The following is a 17,019-nucleotide window of genomic DNA, read 5'->3' as shown; positions in this document are numbered from 1 at the left end:
CCAGTGTCGCCCATGCCGATCATCGGGGCGGTCCCGCCCGCCGCGTACGGCCGATCATTGACCGGATCGCCGGATGCCCGTGCCGTGCGGCGTGGCCACCACCTCACCTGGAAGAACCTGCGGCCACACGCGCGGCGCCTCCACCCCGACGTCACGCACACCTGTGCGAACGGTAAAGCCATCGAGATGGGATTCACCCGTAAGCCGCCGCCCACGCGATCGAGCTGAGGGCCGGGGGCGAAGGCCGGGGCGTGCGAGGATCGGGCCATGTCCACCACGACCGTCGCCGATGTCATCGCGGCCCTGGAGACCGCCTACCCGCCGGAGCTGGCCGAGTCCTGGGACGCGGTCGGCCTGGTCTGCGGCGACCCGGCCGAGCCGGTGACCCGGGTGCTGGTGTGCGTGGACGTCGTGGGCGAGACCGTGGCCGAGGCCGCCGAGCTGGGGGCACAGCTCATCGTGGCGCACCACCCGCTGCTGCTGCGCGGCGTGCACGGCGTCGGCACCGACACCGCCAAGGGCCGGCTGGTGCACCGGATGATCCGCACCGGCACCGCGCTCTACTGCGCGCACACCAACGCCGACTCCGCCACCCCCGGCGTCTCCGACGCGCTGGCCGTCGCGCTCGGCCTGCGGGTGCTGCGCCCGCTCGCCCCGCACGCGGCCGATCCCACCACCGGCATCGGCCGGATCGGCGAGTTGCCCTCGGCCGAGCCGTTCGCCGAGTTCGTCGCGCGGGTGGGCCGCGCGCTGCCGCCCACCGTGCCCGGCGTGCTCGGCGCCGGCGACCCCGACCGTCCCATTCGGACGGTGGCGGTGTCCGGTGGCGCGGGCGACGGCTACCTCGGCGCGGCCACCGCGGCCGGGGTCGACGCCTACGTCACCGCCGACCTGCGGCACCACCCGGCCGGCGAGCACCTGGAGACCGGCCCGGCGGCGCCGGCGCTGGTGGGCATCACCCACTGGGCCAGCGAGTGGCCGTGGTGCCGGCAAGCCTCGGCCGTGATCGACGCGGCCGGGGCGGGTAACGTCGACGTTCACGTGTCCACGCGGTGCACCGACCCGTGGACCCTGCGCGCAGGCTGAGGGAGACAGGGAGAGACGCAGAGTGAAGGCCGAACCCGCCGTACAGCGTCAACTGCTCGACCTGGCCAAGGTCGACGCCGAGCTGAACCGAATCGAGCACCGGCGCCGCACCCTGCCCGAGCAGGCCGAGGTCGTCGAGGGGGAACGCACCCTGCGGGAGCGCAAGGACGCGCTCGTCGCGGTGCGGCTGTCGGCCTCCGACCTCGACCGCGACGTGACCCGCCAGGAGCGTGAGATCGACTCGGTGCGGGCCCGCGAGGACCGCGACCGCAAGCTGCTCGACTCCGGCTCGGTGTCGGCCAAGCAGCTCACTGACCTCGAGCACGAGTTGGAGACCCTGAAGCGCCGCCGCTCCGCGCTGGAGGACGACCTGCTGGAGCTGATGGAGCGGCGGGAGGCGCTGGAGCTGGACGCCCAGCGCACCAGCGCCGAGGTGGACAAGGCCGAGCAGGCGCTGGGCGACGCCACCCGCCGGCGGGACGAGACGCTCGCCGACCTGGACACCACCGAGGCCCGCCGGAAGGCCGACCGGGAGCGGCTGGTGCCCCGGTTCCCCGCCGACCTGCTCGGCCTGTACGAGCGGGTCCGCGCGCAGAAGGGCATCGGCGCCGCGCTGCTGCGGGCCCGCCGGTGCGGCGCGTGCCAGCTCGAGCTGGACCGCAACACCGTCGCCGAGATCAAGGCCGCACCGGAGGACGAGGTGGTGCGCTGCGACAACTGCGGCGCGATCCTGGTCCGCACGCTGGAGTCCGGCCTGTGACAGGCCGGCGGGTCCGCGTCGAGGCCGACGGTGGCTCGCGCGGCAACCCCGGACCCGCCGGTTACGGCGCTGTCGTGCGTGACCCCGGCACCGGTGAGGTGCTCGCCGAGCGCAGCGCCGGGCTGGGCGTCACCACCAACAACGTCGCCGAGTACGAGGGCCTGATCGCCGGGCTGGAGGTCGCCGCCGAGCTGGGCGCGTCCGTTGTGGACGCCCGGCTGGACTCGAAGCTCGTCGTGGAGCAGATGTCCGGCCGGTGGAAGATCCGCCACGCGGCGCTGCGACCGCTGGCGCGGCGGGCCGGGGAGCTGGCCGGGCGGTTCGACCGGGTCCGCTACGAGTGGGTCCCCCGGTCCCGCAACGCGCACGCCGACCGGCTGGCCAACGAGGCCATGGACACCCAGGCCGGGCGAACCACTATCGCCGCGGCCGCGCCGAGCGAGGCCGAGCGCGGCGACACGGATCGCGGTTCGGGGCCGGGGTGGACCGGGGCGACCGGTACGCCCACCCGGCTGCTGTTGCTGCGGCACGGGCAGACCCCGATGTCGGTGGAGCGGCGGTACTCCGGCCGGGACGACGTCCCGCTGACCGAGCTGGGGGTGCGGCAGGCCGAGGCCGCGGCGAAACGGCTGGCGGCGTGGCCGGACCTGGTCGGCGAGGCTGGGTCGGTGCCGATCGTGGCGTCCCCGCTGACCAGGGCGCTGCGGAGCGCGCAGGCGGTGGCCGACGCGCTCGGCGGCCGGGTCGAGACGCACCAGGGCCTGCTGGAGACCGACTTCGGCGAGTGGGAGGGGCTGACCTTCGCCGAGGCCGCGGAGCGCGACCCCGAGCTGCACCGGCGCTGGCTGGCGGACACCGCGGTCGCGCCGCCGGGCGGGGAGAGCTTCGACGCCGTGCACCGCAGGGTGCGGCGGCTCCGTGACGAGTTGATCGCCGCCCACGGCGGGCGGACGCTGGTCGTGGTCAGCCACGTCACGCCGATCAAGTCGCTGCTGCGGATGGGGCTGGACGTTGGGCCGGCGCTGCTGTTCCGGCTGCACCTGGACCTGGCGTCGCTGTCGGTGGTGGAGTTCTACCCCGACGGCAACGCGTCCGTGCGGCTGGTGAACGACACCTCGCACCTGGGCTGAGCGAGCCACGGCGATAGAATGGTGGGCGCGGACGAGTTGGCAGGGCGGCCGCGACGCCGCGTTCGCGCGGTATCGAGGAAAGTCCGGACTCCGCAGGGCAGGGTGGTTGCTAACCGCAACCCGGGGCGACCCGCGGGACAGTGCCACAGAAAACAGACCGCCTGGCCGCTGCGGCCAGGTAAGGGTGAAACGGTGGTGTAAGAGACCACCAGCACCCCGGGTGACCGGGGTGGCTCGGTAAACCCCACCCGGAGCAAGGCCAAGAGGGAGCGCGAGCTCCTGCGCAGGCGTTCGAGGGCGGCCCGCCCGATGCCTGCGGGTAGGCCGCTGGAGCCTGCCGGCGACGGCAGGCCGAGATGGATGGTCGCCCACCGCGCCACCCGGCGCGGGGACAGAATCCGGCTTACATGCCAACTCGTCCGCCCCACCCTCCTCGACCTGGGGGAGGGCCGCCGATATGGCCGCTGAGCTGCGGGAATGCAACTCGGTAGTTCTCGTCGTTTCTCACCCTTGCTCGACGTCTGACGGCCTGATCTTGCCCCCTTGGCCACTCCTCCCCATCGCCCCGACACGAAGCCGTCTCCATTGGACGATCCGCGTTCGGGGCGGTGGGGGTGCTCCAAGTCGACCCACTGGATCGCGCCCGGTCAGCCGGAGCTGGATGCGTGGTCACATCGCGATACCGCCATGGATCACCCGTGAGGCGGTACGGGGAGCGGTAAGGCTTACCTACCTTTGATCAGGCACGTTGGCCGCGTGGATGGAAGGAGTGGTGTTCCGATGGGTGGATGTAGCTGTTGCAGCTCGTGCAGCGGTCCCGGGTGTGGCTGCTGCGGTAGCTGCTAGCTTCGCGCTCGTGGCCCTCGTCTCACTGGCTGTGCCGGCGGTGGGGCGGGGGTCGCGTCGTGTCTGCCGTGGGCGCGCCGCCGGTGGCGGCCTGGCACGTGGGCCGCGCCGCGCGTGCCGCCGGGCGGAGCGGGAGCCCGGGGCAGGCCGAGCCGGAACCGCGGGCGGAGGCGCGCCGGCTGCTGGAAGCCGTGCCCGATGAGCGGCGTCGGCCGCGGTGGCGGCCTTGCGGCGGCTCGCCGAACAAACCCGATACGGGGCGCACCCGGCGGTCCTGCCCGAACCACCACTCGCCGAGATCGGCTACCTGCTCAACCCGGGCCGGTGCCCGCGCCGAGGCCGCGTTTCTCCGTGATGTCGCGGACGGGCCGTCCGTCGTGGAGTCCATGCTCCGCACCGACGTCGCCCGCGCGGCCGATCTCGTCGAGAAGTACGCGGAACTCTCGTTGGGCACCGCGGACGCCTGCGTGGTCGCTGTGGCCGAACGGCTCGGCGTCACCCGGCTGGCCACCCTGGACCTGCGTCACTTCTCCGTGGTGAAGCCTCGGCACGCCGCGGCGTTCACGTTGCCGCCGTAGTCGACCAGCGGTGGATCGGGCGCGAGCGCTCCCTGGTGACCTTGGTGTGCACTACGTTGACCACATGAACCGGAACGACGCCGCCACGATCGCCTTCCGCTGTCACCGGGTGCTGGACCCGCTGCACTCGATGATCTACTTCGCCCCCGAAGCCGAGGAGTGCCTCACCGGGGCCGGGCTGCGTCCCGGGCGCATGTGCTACTTCGCCAGCCGGTCGGCGCCGATGGGTGCGGTCGGCCCGGGGACGGTGGCCGCCACGTTCTTCAACTTCAACCCCGAGCTGGTCGCCCGGCACATCCCGAGGGCATGGGAGCTGGCTTCGCCCACCGACGTCGTCGCCGCGCGGTTCGCCGCCGTGGACGCCGCGCTGCGCCGGCTGCTCGGCCCCGACACCCTCGCCGGCGAGCAGGTGGCCGAGGCCGCCGAGCTCGCCAGGGCGGCCGCGGAGGGCTGCGTCCCGGAGGGCCGGCCGCTCTACGCCGGCCACGCCGACCTCGACTGGCCGAGCGAACCGCACCTGGTGCTCTGGCACGCGGTCAGCCTGCTCCGCGAGTTCCGCGGCGACGGGCACGTCGCCGCGCTGGTCGGTGCCGGCCTGAACGGGCTCACCGCGCTGGTCACCCACACCGCGACCGGCAGGGGTTTCCTGGAGCCGGTCGCGAAGGTCAGCCGCGGCTGGTCCGACGAGCAGTGGTCGGGCACCGCGGACCGGCTGCGCGAGCAGGGGTTCCTCGACGAGCGCGGCGCGCTGACCGAGCAGGGCCAGCGACTGCGCGACGAGGTCGAGGCGGTGACCAACTCCTCCGCCGCCGCGCCGTGGGCCTGGCTGGGCGCCGACAAGGCCGAGCGCCTGCACGACCTCGGCCGGTCCCTCAGCCGCGCCATCGTCGCCGTCGGCGCCTTCCCGGACAACGTCTTCGCCCCCGCCGCCCCCGCCGCCGCCCCCCAGGGCACCCGCCAATAACCGCGAACTCGACGTTCGGAACCGCGAACTCGACGCCGGGGACGGCGAACCAAACGTTCGGACAGCGAACCGCCCGTTCCCGTCGCCGGACCGGGAGTCCGGCCCGGCGAGTTGCGCCCGAGCACGGGCGCGGGACTCCCGGCGCTCAGTCCTCGACGATCCGCAAAGCACCGGAGGGGCACAGCTCCACGGCCTCGCGGGCGGCCTTCTCGTGCTCGGCCGGCGGCCGCGCGGCCAGCACGACCACCGTGCCCTCGTCCTCGGACTGGTCGAAGACCTCCGGCGCGGTGAGCGCGCACATGCCCGCGGCGACGCACACCTCGGTGTCGGCTTCGATGCGCATGTCGTTCCCCTTCCCAGCGGTCACCAGGTGACCGGCAGGCGGTGCACCCCGTAGATGCTCATGTCGCTACGCCAGGGAATCTCCTCCGCGGAGGCCGCCAGGCGCAAGTTCGGAAACTCCCGCACCAGGGTAGCGAGGCCCACTCGAAGCTCGATCCGGGCGAGCTGCTGGCCGAGGCACTGGTGGATGCCGTGCCCGAACGCGAGGTGCCCGGTGGCCGGGACCCGCACGTCCAGCCGGTCCGGCTCGGGGAACCGCTCCGGGTCGCGGTTGGCGGTGGGCAGGTGCAGCAGCACGGTCTCGCCCGTGCGGAGCGTCACGCCGTCCATCTCGACGTCCTCCAGCGGCGTGCGCTCGGTGCCCAGGTGCACGATCGTGAGGTAGCGGAGCAGCTCCTCCACCGCGCCGTCGAGCAGCTCCGGCTCGGAGCGCAGCGCGGCGACCTGGTCGGGATGCGTCAGCAGCGCGTACGTGCCGAGCGCGAGCATGTTGGCCGTCGTCTCGTGCCCGGCGACGAGCAGCAGGAACCCCACCCCGGCCAGCTCGGCCTCGGTCAGCTCCCCGGTGCTGGCGAGCCCGCCGAGCAGGTCGTCGGTCGGCTCGGCCAGCTTGCCGCGCACCAGCTCGCCGAGGTAGCCGAACATCCGCTGGAGCGCGCCGAGCACCTCCTCGCTGCCGGCGCCGAGGTCGAGCAGGGTGGCCGAGTCCCGCTGGAACCGCGCCCGGTCGGCGTAGGGCACGCCGAGCAGCTCGCAGATCACCAGCGACGGGATGGGCAGGGCGAACCCGGCGACCAGGTCCGCCGGCGGACCGGACCGGCGCAGCGCGGCGGCGTGCTCGGCGGCGATCTCCTCGACCCTGGCCATGAGCTGGTTCATCCTGCGCACGGTGAACTGCCCGGTGAGCAGCCGCCGGAACCTGGTGTGCTCCGGCGGGTCCATGTGCACGAACTGGCCGGGCGGCAGCTCGGGCTTCGCGGCGGCGAACCGTGGTGCCGGGACCGGCGGGTGCTTGAGGTCGGCCCGGGAGCTGAACCGGGGGTCGGCCAGGATCGTCCTGGCCTGCCGGTAACCGGTGACCAGCCAGCCCTCGGCGCCGTCGGCGAAGGTCATCCGGGTGATCGGTCGCTCGGCGCGCAGGTCGTTCAGCGGCGCGGGCGGGTCGAGTGGCCGTTCCCGGCCGGTCGGCAGGCCCTCGAGAGGTGCGGGTGTCTCGGTCATCGCGTGCTCCTCCGCGCCGGGGATCACCACGGGCGATGGGCCCGTGACGTCAACCCAACTCTACAGATGTTTCACAAATTTTTGAATGAAATGACGTAGCTGAACGCGATCACGGAGCGTGCACGGCGCGAGAAAGTCCACCGGGCCGAGGGAACGGTCGCCGAACGATGTGAAATGCGCGTGTGCTCGCGGTTCTCCGTTCCGGAGATCGACCCGTTCGGATGATCCACTTCGCGGAGCGCGGTCGCGGGAGCCGTCACTCGGGGAGGCCAACGACACGCCCGATCAGGTCATGGTTCACTGGTTGTCGGGCCAACAGCGGTGATGTCCCCAACCCAGAGTGAGCAACAGCCCCTTCGATCGGGTGAGAGTCTGCGTACACTACGAAATCCGGGTGGACCGGCTTATCACCACACGGTCTGGCGGCGATGATGGAGGACGACGAGATTTCGGTGTGACCGGTCGTTCCGTACCTCGGGTCACCGTGCCCGAGCCACCAACACGCCCTTTGACCACTACCTCTCGTAACGCCATGATGTTTGGTGAACACGACAAGTGCTCGAACAACGACGGGATGCGCTCCGGCGCGCTCCGCACTACTACGCTCCGCCCACCCGGGAGTAGGCAATGACCACCATGATGACCCTGGCGGACCTGGCACAGGGTGGTGAGCTCGGTACCACGGGCGTGCGTACCTGGCTCCTCGACAACATCGTCCCGCTGGTGCTGCTCGCCGTGGCGCTGCTGCTGCTCTGGCTCGGCGGCGGCAAGGGCGACAACGCCGGCGTGATGCGCCGGCTCGCCGGCGTGGTGATCGCGCTGGCGGTCATCGGCCTCGCGGTCAGCGGTCTCGGGGTCGACGTCGGCCAGTGGATCGCCGGCCTGTTCACCGGCTGAGGTGCGGGCGAGTTGCGGATTCGAACCGACGACGAGGTCTACCGGGTCGACGCGGTCTGGCTCGGCCCCCCGAAGGCCACGTTCCCCTGGCGTGCGCGCTACGTGGCCTGGGGTGTCGGCATCCCGGTGTTCCTGCTGGTCCTCACCGTGGAACGGCAGCTGGGCTTCGGTTTCGGCTTCTTCTCCACGGCGTGGGCCTTCGTCATCACCATCGCCATCACCCGGCTGATCACCTCGAAGATCAACCACGAGCGGCCGCTCGGCTCCGTGCTCACCATGTGGGTGCGCGAGCTGAGAACCCCGCGGGAGCGCACCACCGGCAGCGGCGGGGCGGTCAGCGCCAGCAAGATCCGGGTGCGCCCCGAGCGGCCCCGGCCGAAGCAGCGGAGACGACCTGGCCGGCAGCACCGCAGGCCACAGCAGAGCACAGCACGAGCGCGCCGCGGCCGGTTCCCGGACGCGGTCGGGAGGTAGTCGTTGTTCGGTCGCGGCGGAAGCCGACGCAAGCGGGAGCAGGACCTGCCCTCGGCTGCCAGCGCATGGCACCACCGGCAGGCCCCGCCGGCACAGTCGAAGCAGGGCGGGCCCGGTCGGCGCCTGCCCGGTGAGCAGGCCATCCCCACCTACACCCCGTCCATCGCGGCGCGCAGCATCGACGGGCACCTGCTGCGCACCGGCCAGGAGGTCTACGCCTGGTACCGGCTGGCGCCGCAGCGCTGGTCGTTCCGCTCCGACTCGCAGCGGCGCGACCTCATCGCGGCCATCGCCGGGCAGTACGCCGAGCTGCAGGGCCGCTGGCTGCACCTGCGGGTGACCAACCGGCCCTACCCGATCCGGATGTGGGCCGAGGCGCACGTCTACAACGCCGTCAGCCGGCTCCCGGACACGCCGGGGGCGCTCTCCTTCGACGACTACCTGATCGGCGAGCAGCAGCAGCTGATGGGCCGCTCGATGGCGGAGAAGGAGGTCTACCTCGGGGTGCAGGTGCAGACCCGGGGCATGGTCGACCGCGCGGTCGAGCGGGCCGCGCCGCTGCTGCGCAAGATCCTGCCGGAGGCGGTGGACGCCGAGCTGCTCGCGCTGGACTCCGAGGTGGAGCACCTCGACCAGGTCATCGGCTCGGGCGGGCTGGAGGGCCGGCCGGTGCACGCCGAGGAGATGTCCTGGCTGATGCACCGGTCCTGCTCGCTCGGGCTGCCCGCGCCGCGCAACCTGCCGGCGGTGCCCGGCGCCGCCTGGGAGCCGGAGGACCTCGCCAGCTTCACCGACGCCGCCGACCTCCACGCCGAGCCGTACGCGCCCACGGTCACCGTCCGCGGCCGAACCGGCTCCAACGCCGGGATCAGCCGGCACGTCGCGGTGCTCACCGTCGGCCAGATGCACGGCCTGCAGATCCCCGAGGTCGACGACCCGTGGGTGCAGCACGCCGACCGGCTGCCGGCCGCGGTGGAGTGGTCGGCGCGGATCTACGTGCGCCGCCCCGAGGACGTCGCCGGCGAGCTGCAGCGGCAGATGAACAAGGTGCGTTCGCAGGTCAAGCACTACACCGACGAGCACGAGCTGGAGCCGCCGCAGTCGCTGGCCCGGCAGGCGTCCCGGGTGCTGGAGATCGACGACGAGATGACCTCCGGCTTCACCGCGCTCGCCACCCGGGTGCGGTCGTGGTGGCGGCTCGCGGTCTCCGGTCCCACCGAGCGTGACGCGCTGCGGCTGGCCCAGCAGCTGCTCGACCTGTACAAGCCGAAGATCGCCATCGAGCACCCCGAGGCGCAGTACGCGATGGCGCGCGAGTTCATCCCCGGCGAGCCGCTGGCCTCCGGGGCCTACCTGCGCCGCGGCTCGGTGGTGTGGGCGGCCTCGTCGGTGCCGACGGCCACCGCGGAGGTCGGCGACCGGCGCGGCATCCTGCTCGGCGAGACGTGCACCGCGACCCGGCGCCCGGTGGCCTGGGACCCGTGGATGGCCCAGGAGATCCGGGACGGCTCCGGCCTCACCGCGATGGTCGCCGGGCTCGGCGGCGGCAAGTCGTTCCTCGGCGGCGGCATCGTCTACAAGACGCTGCGCGCCGGGGCGCACTGGACCATCCTCGACCCGTCCGGCCCGCTGTCCCGGCTGTGCGATCTGCCGGAGCTGCGGCCCTACGCGCGGCCGATCAACCTGCTCAACGCCCAGCCCGGCATCCTCAACCCGTACCGGGTGGTGGCCGAGCCACAGCTGGAGCACTTCCTCGACGAGGACGACCCCGAGCGCGCCTGGCGGCGGGAGCGGGCACTGGCCGGCGCGACCCGGCGTCGCCTCGTGCTCGACGTGCTGACCGGCATCCTGCCCTACGAGGTCGGCCGGATGCCGCAGAGCCGGATCGTGCTGCTGCGCGCGGTGCGTGCCGTCGGCGGCCGGTTCGACGCCGACCCCGGGCAGGTCATCGACGCGCTGCGGCGCGACTCCAGCGAGCACCACGAGCACGCGGTGGTGGTGGCCGACTTCCTGGACGAGATGCGCGAGCGGATGTCACTGCTCATCCCGGAGGCCGACGCCGACCCGTACTCCGAGGGCCGCGACGACCGGATGACCGTGCTCACGATGGCCGGGCTGACGCTGCCGAAGGACGGGGTCGGCCGGGAGCACTGGACCGACGCCGAGGCGCTGGGCGTGGAGATGCTCAACCTCGCCGCGTGGCTCACCCAGCGCTCGGTGTACGAGAAGCCGAAGGACCTGCGCAAGGGCGTCTGGATCGACGAGGCGTTCTTCCTGTCCGAGGTGCCCACCGGCCGGGTGCTGATGAACCGCTTCGCCCGCGACTCCCGGAAGTGGAACGTGCGGGTGCTGCTCTCCTCGCAGATCCCCGCGGACTTCCTGCGCATCCAGGGCTTCGTGGCGCTGCTGGACTCGGTGTTCGTCGGCCGGCTCGACGACGAGACCGCGCAGGCCGACGCGCTGCGGCTGCTGAAGGTGCCGGTGGGCGTCGGCTACGAGCAGGTGGTGGCGGCGCTGGGCCGGCGCCCCGGCGCGCAGCGCGGCGTGGAGCGGGACCGCGAGCCGCGGCAGTTCATCTTCGCCGACGGCGCCGGCGGCGTGGAGCGGATCCGGGTCGACTTCTCCGGGCCGCACCTGGCGCACCTGCGCGCGGCCATGGACACCACACCCGGCTCCCCGGACTCGCGCGACAAGGCGCGCGCGCCCGAGCCGGCCGAGCAGGAGCGGCCGTACGTGGCCAGCCCGCCGGTGGACGACCTGGTCGACCCCGAGCTGGACCAGGACCTGGAGCGGGCGGCCGAGCTGGAGGTTGGCCTCACCGAGGAGCAGGTGCTCGCCGCGGAGGAGCGGCCCCCCGGGCAGCGGCGGGAACAGACCGCGGGCGCCGGCAAGAACGGCACCGGCCGGGACGCGGCATGACCACCCTGCTGACCCTGCTGGTCGCGCTGCTGCTGGCCAGGGCGTGGCACCGGCGGCACGGCCGCCGACGATCCACCGACGCCGGTCGTCGCCGGTCGGCGCTGGTGGCGGTCGCGGTCGTCCTCGGGCTGCAGTCCGTGCTGCTGGGCCCCTCGGCGTCGGCCGCGGGCTGCGGCGAGGCGCCGAACCCGGAGCGGCCCGGTTCCGGGATGGTCGGCGCGCTCGACCCCGCGCACGGGCAGGGCGAGGCGAACAGCGCCTACAGCGAGTACGGCTACGCCGGCATGGTCTGGCACGTGTTCCAGACCGACTGCGGGCCGCTGTCCGGGATCACCGACCCGAACTCGACCATCGACACCTGGGCCGGCAACCAACTGTTCAACATCGGCAAGAACATCGTCGGCGCCACCAACTCGCTGCACTACACCGTCCTGGAGGGCGGCCTGCTCAGCCCGCTGTACGACGCGGTGCACAAGGGCGCGGAGAAGGTCTACAACAACATCTACGCCCAACTGTTCGGCCTGTTCGCGCTGCTGCTGGCGATCCTGATGTTCCGCAACATCTGGCGCGGCGACCTCTCCGCGGTGAGCAAGCGCGCGCTGTTCGCGCTCGCCGCGATGTGGCTGGCGGCGTCGTCGCTGGCGATGCTGCGGTACTACGACCAGATCGACCGCGCCATCGTGCAGACCAGCACCAACATCCAGGCCGGCTTCGTGGACGATGCGGAGAACCGGGTGATCTGGGAGGTGTTGCCGACCAGCCTGCACAACGAGGTGGTGTACAAGAACTGGCTGCGCGGCGAGTTCGGCGCGCCGGACTCGCCCCAGGCCGAGCAGTTCGGCCGCCCGCTGCTGGACGCGCAGGCGTTCACCTGGAACCAGATGGTGAACGGCGACGACGGCCGGCAGGAGGTCGTCGATGCGAAGAAGGCCGAGTTCAAGAACATCTCCACCCAGCTCGGCCCGGCCACCGGCTACTTCACCGGGGAGGACGGCAGCCGCACCGGCGCCGGGTTCCTCGCGTTCCTGCAGAGCATGGTCTACGCGCTGTTCCAGCTGTTCGCCAAGGCCGCGGTGCTGCTGGCGCAGATCCTGGTCCGGCTGTTCACCCTCACCGCGCCACTGATCGGCCTGGTCGCGCTGCTGCACCACGACATCCTGCGCAGGGTGGCGAAGGTGGCCGGCGTGGTCGCGTTCAACCTCATCGTGCTGTCCGTGCTGGCCGGCGTGCACGCCCTGCTGCTGCAGGCGATCTTCGCCGCCGGTTCGGCGCTGTCCATGCTGACCCAGATGGTGATGGCCGGCCTGGTCACCGTCCTGCTGTTCCTCGTCGGCCGGCCGGGGCGGCGGCTGTGGCAGATGGTCGAGATGTCGGTCGGCATGGTCGGCTCGGCGGTGCCGTCTCCCCGCGGCGGGCTGCTCTCCCGGTTCCGCAAGCAACAGCAGGGCCCGACGCCGCAGGACGAGTTCTGGCAGAACGTGCGCGACACCGACGACGTGGAGGGCAACGCCGACGTCCGCGGCCCGCTGGGCGCCACTGTCGGCGGCCGCCGGGTGCGCCCGGAGGCTGGTGGGCACTCGGTGCTGGCCACCGCGCGGCGGATGGACGTCTCCGGCGCGGCCGCGCACCCCGCGTCGAGCTGGCCGGGTGCGCTGCCCGGGCAGCCGGCTCGGGCCGCCCTTCCCGCCGGCGGGATGCCCGCCGGGGTGTCCGGCTTCGTGCCGACCAGCGGCGTCCCCGGCGACTACGTGCCGCTGGACTACCGGGCGCCGTTCGCTGGCGGGCTCGGCGTGCCGGGCAGCCGGCGGGTGGACACCGCGCCGGTCGCCGACCGGCCGTGGGACCGCGGCGAGGACCCCGAGCCGGTGGTGGTGCCGTCCCGGCTGGCCACCGCGGCGCCGGTGCACTCCGCCGCGCCCGTGCCACCGCCGCGGCCACCCCAACCGCGCCGGGTCGATCCGGAGATGGTGGCCGGCAAGCCCGTCTTCGTGCTGTACCGCCCATCGCGCGGGCTCGAGGTCCGCGACGAGCCGCGGGACACCGACCAGGTGGTGCGGGGGTAGCCGATGCCGATCCGGACCAACCGCGGCCGTGCCGCCGTCTACCGCCGCCTGTGGGGCTGGCCCCTGCGCTCGCCGGCACACCTCGCCGGCGCGCTGGTCCTGTTCGTCGCGCTGGTGGTCGGGCTGGGCATCGTGCTGCCGAAGATCTTCGGCGACGGCGGCGCCGGGCGGACCCCGCCCGGCGCCGCCTCGTCCGCGGAGCGCACCGGGGACACCCGCGGGTCCGCGGTGGCCGGCAGGACCCCGCTGCCCACTCGGCTGACCGAGCCGAGGGAGACGCCCACGCCCGCCGCGCCGGACCCCGACGCGATGCGGGTCGCCCGGCAGTGGGCCGAGGCGTGGGTCCACCACCCGGAGGGGATGACCACCGAGCAGTGGCTGGACAACCTCCGCCCGCTCACCACCCCCGAGTACCTGCCGGTGATGTCCACGGTGGAGCTGTCGAACATCCCGGCCGGCAAGGTCACCGGCGAGCCGGTGGCCACCATGTCCTACACCAGCTCCGTGGAGGTCGAGGTCCCCACCGACGGGCCGACGTTGAGCATCACCGTGGTGCGCACCGACGCCGGCTGGCGGGTGGCGCACTACGAGCAGGCGGGGTAGCCGATGCGGCTCGGGATGCTGGTCGGGGTCGTCGTCGCGGCGCTGTTCGCGGCGGTGCTCACCACGGGCACCGTGGTGAAGGTGGCGGCCGACAAGGCCGAGCTCGAGGCGAAGGGCATCACCAACCTCAGCTGCGAGGCGTCGATCGGGCCGTCGCAGCCCGGCCAGCCCGACCGCGGCACGGGGGACGCCGCCCGGCTGACCGAGGAGCAGCTCGGCATCGTCGCGCTGATCATCTCCATCGGCAAGCAGCGGGAGATGTCCCCGCGCGCGTGGCAGGTGGCCATCCAGGCCGGCATGACCGAGTCCGGCCTGCGCAACCTCAACTACGGCGACCGCGACTCGCTGGGCATCTTCCAGATGCGCCCCTCGATGGGATGGGGCACGCCCGAGCAGGTGACCAATCCGCCGTACCAGGTCAACAAGTTCTACGACGTGCTCTCCGGGATACCGAACTGGGAGCGGATGCGCCCCGGCGACGCCGCGCAGGCCGTCGAGCGCTCCGGCTTCCCGGACCGGTACCACAAGTGGGAGGCCATGGCCGTCCACCTGGTGGAGAACCTCGGGCAGGTCAGCGACGCCGCCGGCTGCGGCGAGGGGATGGGCGCGGCGCTGCCGCCGAACCAGGCCGCCGCCGCGGCGATCCAGTTCGCGCTGCGCGAGCAGGGCAAGCCGTACGTGTGGGGCGCGACCGGGCCGAGCGCCTACGACTGCTCGGGGTTGATGCTGCGGGCCTACGAGGCGGCGGGGATCACGTTGCCGCGGGTGTCCCGGGACCAGTACCGGGCGGGGGCGATGCTGCCGGTGGAGCAGTCGCAGCCCGGTGACCTGCTGTTCTGGGCCTACGATCCGGCGAATCCGAAGACCATCCACCATGTTGCGATGTACCTGGGCGACGGGAAGATGGTGGAGGCACAGCAGAGCGGCGTCCCGGTGCACGTCCGCTCGGTGTCGTGGGACGAGCCCGAGCTCGTGGCACAGGCTGTACGGCCCGGGGTCTAGGAGAGATCGTGGCGAAGAAGTTCGGCAGGCGGGGCAAGGCGCGGGGCCAGCAGGTGCCGGAGGACCCGCGGAGCATGTTCGGCGCCCCCCAGTTGCCGCGCCCGTCCGGGCCGCCGGCGTCGAGCACGCCGTTGGCCGACTACCTGGCGCGCGGCTGGCCGGGGGTGGACGCGGGGTACGTGGTGTTGCCGCGGTCGCTGGCCGAGTCGATGTCACTGCCGTGGCAGCAGCAGCTGGTGAACCTGCTGGCCCAGTTCCACGAGGCTCACCAGGGGCTGTCGTGGCCGATCTACCGGGTGGTGCCGTCGCGGTACGAGCAGCTGGTGGACCTCGACGAGGAGCAGCTCGCCGAGGCGGGCTACCTGGTCGAGATCGACGCGGACGGCGAGATGGTGTACCGCGAGCGCAGTGGCCGCAAGGTGGCCGACCCGGAGCACACCACGGTGCTGGTGCCCTGCCTCGACCCGATCCCGCCGCGCGGCGCTGGCCGCCCGGGCGCTCCGGTGCCCGGTGCACCCGGGGCTGGTGGGCCTGGGGTGGGCGCGCCGGGGGCTGGTGCTCCCGGGGTCAGTGCGCCGGGAGCGGGCGGTACTGGGCCGGGTGCTCCGGCCTCCGGTGTTTCGTCGTCGGGTGCTCCCGCGGCCGGCCCTCCGGCGCCCGGCACTGCTCCGGCCGGTGGTCCCGGGCAGGGTGGACAGGAGCACGATGCGCGGGAGCAGGGGCCGTCGTCCGGGGCCTTCCCCGCGGCGGGCGGATCCCCGGCTCCGCGCGCCGGGCAGCCGGGTTCCGGACCGCTGGGTGCCGGCGAGTCGCCGGGTTCCGCGGTGGGTTCGGGGGCGCCGGGCGCGGGTGCGGTGGGCTCGGGTACCGCCGGTCCGCGCTCCGCCGCGGGGTCCGCCGCGCAGGGCTCGGGTAGTGGCGGGCCGGCCGTGGGCTCGGGTGCGTCGCCAGGGCGGGACGCGTCCGATGCTCGGCCGGTGGCGCGCGGGAGGCGTGCTCGTGCCCGGGGAGTCCGTGGCAAGGCGGCCCCGCTCGACTCGCCGGCGCAGGGGCCGTCGTCGGGGTCGTTTCCGGCGCAGCAGGGACCGTCGTCGGGGTCCTTTCCCGCGCAGGGCCCGTCCTCCGGGTCGTTCGCGGCGCAGGGGCCGTCGTCGGGGTCGTTTCCGGCGCAGCAGGGACCGTCGTCGGGGTCCTTTCCCGCGCAGGGCCCGTCCTCCGGGTCGTTCGCGGCGCAGGGGCCGTCCTCGGGGTCGTTCCCCGCGCAGGGGCCGCCGTCCGGGTCGTTCCCCGCGTCGGCCGCGCCCCCGCCGCCGCGGATCCCGGCACCGATGAACATCGGGCCCCAGCCGAAGTGGCCCACTCCGCGGAAGACCGCGCCGACCGGCCCCCCGCCGCCACCGTTGCCGGCTCCGCCGGTGGCCCCTTCGGTGCGCCCGGCTCCGCCGCCTCCGGCCGACCCCACTCCGCCGACGCCCACCCCGCCGGAGCCCGCGCCGTTCGGCACCCCGCCGTTCGGGACGGGGTCGGCCACGCCGGCCCCCGCCCGGTCGTCCCCGACCGAGCCGCCTTCGACCGAGCCGAGGCCGGCCGAGCGGGTCCCAACCGAGCGGGTCCCAACCGAGCGGGTCCCAACCGAGCCGGAACCGGCCGGGGCAGAGTCGGCCGGGGCAGAGCCGGCACCGGTCACCGAGCCCACGCCCGCGGGGCCGGAGCCGCCACGCTTCGACACCACCGAACCCACCGCGCCCGCGGTGGCCTCGACGGGTGCGGCCGAGATCGACCCGACCGAGGCGGCTCCGACCAGGGCCGACTCGGACGAGGCGGACCTGACCAAGGCCGACATGGACACGGCGGACATGGCCACGGCGGACATGGCCATGGACGTAACCGTGGCGGACGCCGCGGACTCGGCAACGGCGGAGACGGGCCCGCCCGGCGCCACGCCAGGCAGGGCCGGGTCCGATGGCCGGCCCGAGACGGTCGAGCCTGGATTCGCCAGGTCCGACCGCCCTGCCGAACCCGCCCCCGCCAAGCCCGCCCCCACCGAACCCGACGCCGCTGAACCCGACGCCGCTGAACCCGACGCCGCTGAACCCGACGCCGCTGAACCCGACGCCGCTGAACCCGACGCCGC

13 protein-coding genes, 1 other RNA gene and 1 pseudogene are annotated in these 17,019 nt (G+C 73.6%); 13 read left to right on the top strand and 2 right to left on the bottom strand.

What is annotated here, in order from left to right; all coding sequences use genetic code 11:
- The first annotated feature begins 267 nt into the window (after positions 1 to 267).
- The 6 genes from BM051_RS15720 to BM051_RS15695 all read left to right on the top strand — a co-directional run bounded on the left by BM051_RS15720 (position 268) and on the right by BM051_RS15695 (position 5,364).
- Entirely contained in the window at positions 268 to 1,086 is an 819-nt protein-coding gene (locus tag BM051_RS15720; protein ID WP_092530927.1) for a Nif3-like dinuclear metal center hexameric protein, read from the top strand.
- A gap of 22 nt (positions 1,087 to 1,108) precedes the next feature.
- Positions 1,109 to 1,846, top strand: coding sequence for a zinc ribbon domain-containing protein (locus BM051_RS15715; protein WP_092530926.1), 738 nt, complete (start codon positions 1,109 to 1,111; stop codon positions 1,844 to 1,846).
- Positions 1,843 to 2,976 carry a bifunctional RNase H/acid phosphatase gene (locus tag BM051_RS15710; RefSeq protein WP_177216946.1) on the top strand — a complete coding sequence of 378 codons (1,134 nt, stop codon included), beginning with the start codon at positions 1,843 to 1,845 and terminating at the stop codon, positions 2,974 to 2,976. The genes BM051_RS15715 and BM051_RS15710 overlap by 4 nt, the downstream gene beginning before the upstream one ends.
- A gap of 32 nt (positions 2,977 to 3,008) precedes the next feature.
- Positions 3,009 to 3,398: RNase P RNA component class A (rnpB, locus tag BM051_RS15705), an RNA gene on the top strand.
- A gap of 810 nt (positions 3,399 to 4,208) precedes the next feature.
- Positions 4,209 to 4,400: a PIN domain-containing protein gene (locus tag BM051_RS30660; protein ID WP_177216945.1), complete on the top strand. Its 192-nt coding sequence runs from the start codon at positions 4,209 to 4,211 to the stop codon at positions 4,398 to 4,400.
- Between the two features lie 64 nt (positions 4,401 to 4,464).
- Positions 4,465 to 5,364, top strand: coding sequence for an SCO6745 family protein (locus BM051_RS15695; RefSeq protein ID WP_092530925.1), 900 nt, complete (start codon positions 4,465 to 4,467; stop codon positions 5,362 to 5,364).
- A gap of 145 nt (positions 5,365 to 5,509) precedes the next feature.
- On the opposite strand, the gene BM051_RS15690 is transcribed toward BM051_RS15695, so the two are convergent.
- Positions 5,510 to 5,707: a ferredoxin gene (locus tag BM051_RS15690; protein ID WP_092530924.1), complete on the bottom strand. Its 198-nt coding sequence runs from the start codon at positions 5,705 to 5,707 to the stop codon at positions 5,510 to 5,512.
- A gap of 20 nt (positions 5,708 to 5,727) precedes the next feature.
- Positions 5,728 to 6,927, bottom strand: a complete 1,200-nt coding sequence (locus BM051_RS15685; RefSeq protein ID WP_092531228.1) for a cytochrome P450 — start codon at positions 6,925 to 6,927, stop codon at positions 5,728 to 5,730.
- A 627-nt stretch (positions 6,928 to 7,554) separates the two neighbouring features.
- Between BM051_RS15685 and BM051_RS15680 the strand changes: the two genes are divergently transcribed.
- The 7 genes and pseudogenes from BM051_RS15680 to BM051_RS30515 form a co-directional block, all read left to right on the top strand.
- Positions 7,555 to 7,824, top strand: a complete 270-nt coding sequence (locus BM051_RS15680; RefSeq protein ID WP_092530923.1) for a hypothetical protein — start codon at positions 7,555 to 7,557, stop codon at positions 7,822 to 7,824.
- Positions 7,825 to 7,836: 12 nt separating this feature from the next.
- The gene (locus BM051_RS15675) at positions 7,837 to 8,298 is read left to right on the top strand and encodes a hypothetical protein (protein WP_092530922.1); all 462 of its coding nucleotides are present in this window, start codon (positions 7,837 to 7,839) and stop codon (positions 8,296 to 8,298) included.
- A 3-nt stretch (positions 8,299 to 8,301) separates the two neighbouring features.
- Complete coding sequence (locus BM051_RS15670; RefSeq protein WP_092530921.1) at positions 8,302 to 11,217, top strand: ATP-binding protein; 2,916 nt, start codon at positions 8,302 to 8,304, stop codon at positions 11,215 to 11,217.
- The gene (locus BM051_RS15665) at positions 11,214 to 13,280 is read left to right on the top strand and encodes a hypothetical protein (protein WP_092530920.1); all 2,067 of its coding nucleotides are present in this window, start codon (positions 11,214 to 11,216) and stop codon (positions 13,278 to 13,280) included. Before BM051_RS15670 ends, BM051_RS15665 begins: the two co-directional genes overlap by 4 nt.
- Before the next feature lie 3 nt (positions 13,281 to 13,283).
- A complete protein-coding gene (locus tag BM051_RS15660) occupies positions 13,284 to 13,883 on the top strand; it encodes a hypothetical protein (RefSeq protein ID WP_092530919.1) in 600 nt (199 codons plus the stop codon).
- A 3-nt stretch (positions 13,884 to 13,886) separates the two neighbouring features.
- Complete coding sequence (locus BM051_RS15655; protein WP_092530918.1) at positions 13,887 to 14,885, top strand: C40 family peptidase; 999 nt, start codon at positions 13,887 to 13,889, stop codon at positions 14,883 to 14,885.
- Between the two features lie 8 nt (positions 14,886 to 14,893).
- Positions 14,894 to 17,019 (top strand): annotated as a pseudogene (locus tag BM051_RS30515) (hypothetical protein); the annotation flags it as partial.

It is taken from the genome of Amycolatopsis arida (assembly GCF_900115565.1).
Lineage (GTDB): Bacteria > Actinomycetota > Actinomycetes > Mycobacteriales > Pseudonocardiaceae > Yuhushiella > Yuhushiella arida.
The sequence above is the reverse complement of the archived record's forward strand: the minus strand, read 5'-3'. Positions and strand labels throughout refer to the sequence as shown.

Excerpts from the sequence above, each read along its gene's own strand:
- BM051_RS15720 (WP_092530927.1), top strand. The coding sequence starts at position 268 with ATGTCCACCACGACCGTCGCCGATGTCATCGCGGCCCTGGAGACCGCC.
- BM051_RS30660 (WP_177216945.1), top strand. The coding sequence starts at position 4,209 with ATGCTCCGCACCGACGTCGCCCGCGCGGCCGATCTCGTCGAGAAGTAC.
- BM051_RS15695 (WP_092530925.1), top strand. The coding sequence starts at position 4,465 with ATGAACCGGAACGACGCCGCCACGATCGCCTTCCGCTGTCACCGGGTG.
- BM051_RS15690 (WP_092530924.1), bottom strand. The coding sequence starts at position 5,707 with ATGCGCATCGAAGCCGACACCGAGGTGTGCGTCGCCGCGGGCATGTGC.
- BM051_RS15685 (WP_092531228.1), bottom strand. The coding sequence starts at position 6,927 with ATGACCGAGACACCCGCACCTCTCGAGGGCCTGCCGACCGGCCGGGAA.
- BM051_RS15680 (WP_092530923.1), top strand. The coding sequence starts at position 7,555 with ATGACCACCATGATGACCCTGGCGGACCTGGCACAGGGTGGTGAGCTC.
- BM051_RS15665 (WP_092530920.1), top strand. The coding sequence starts at position 11,214 with ATGACCACCCTGCTGACCCTGCTGGTCGCGCTGCTGCTGGCCAGGGCG.
- BM051_RS15660 (WP_092530919.1), top strand. The coding sequence starts at position 13,284 with ATGCCGATCCGGACCAACCGCGGCCGTGCCGCCGTCTACCGCCGCCTG.
- BM051_RS15655 (WP_092530918.1), top strand. The coding sequence starts at position 13,887 with ATGCGGCTCGGGATGCTGGTCGGGGTCGTCGTCGCGGCGCTGTTCGCG.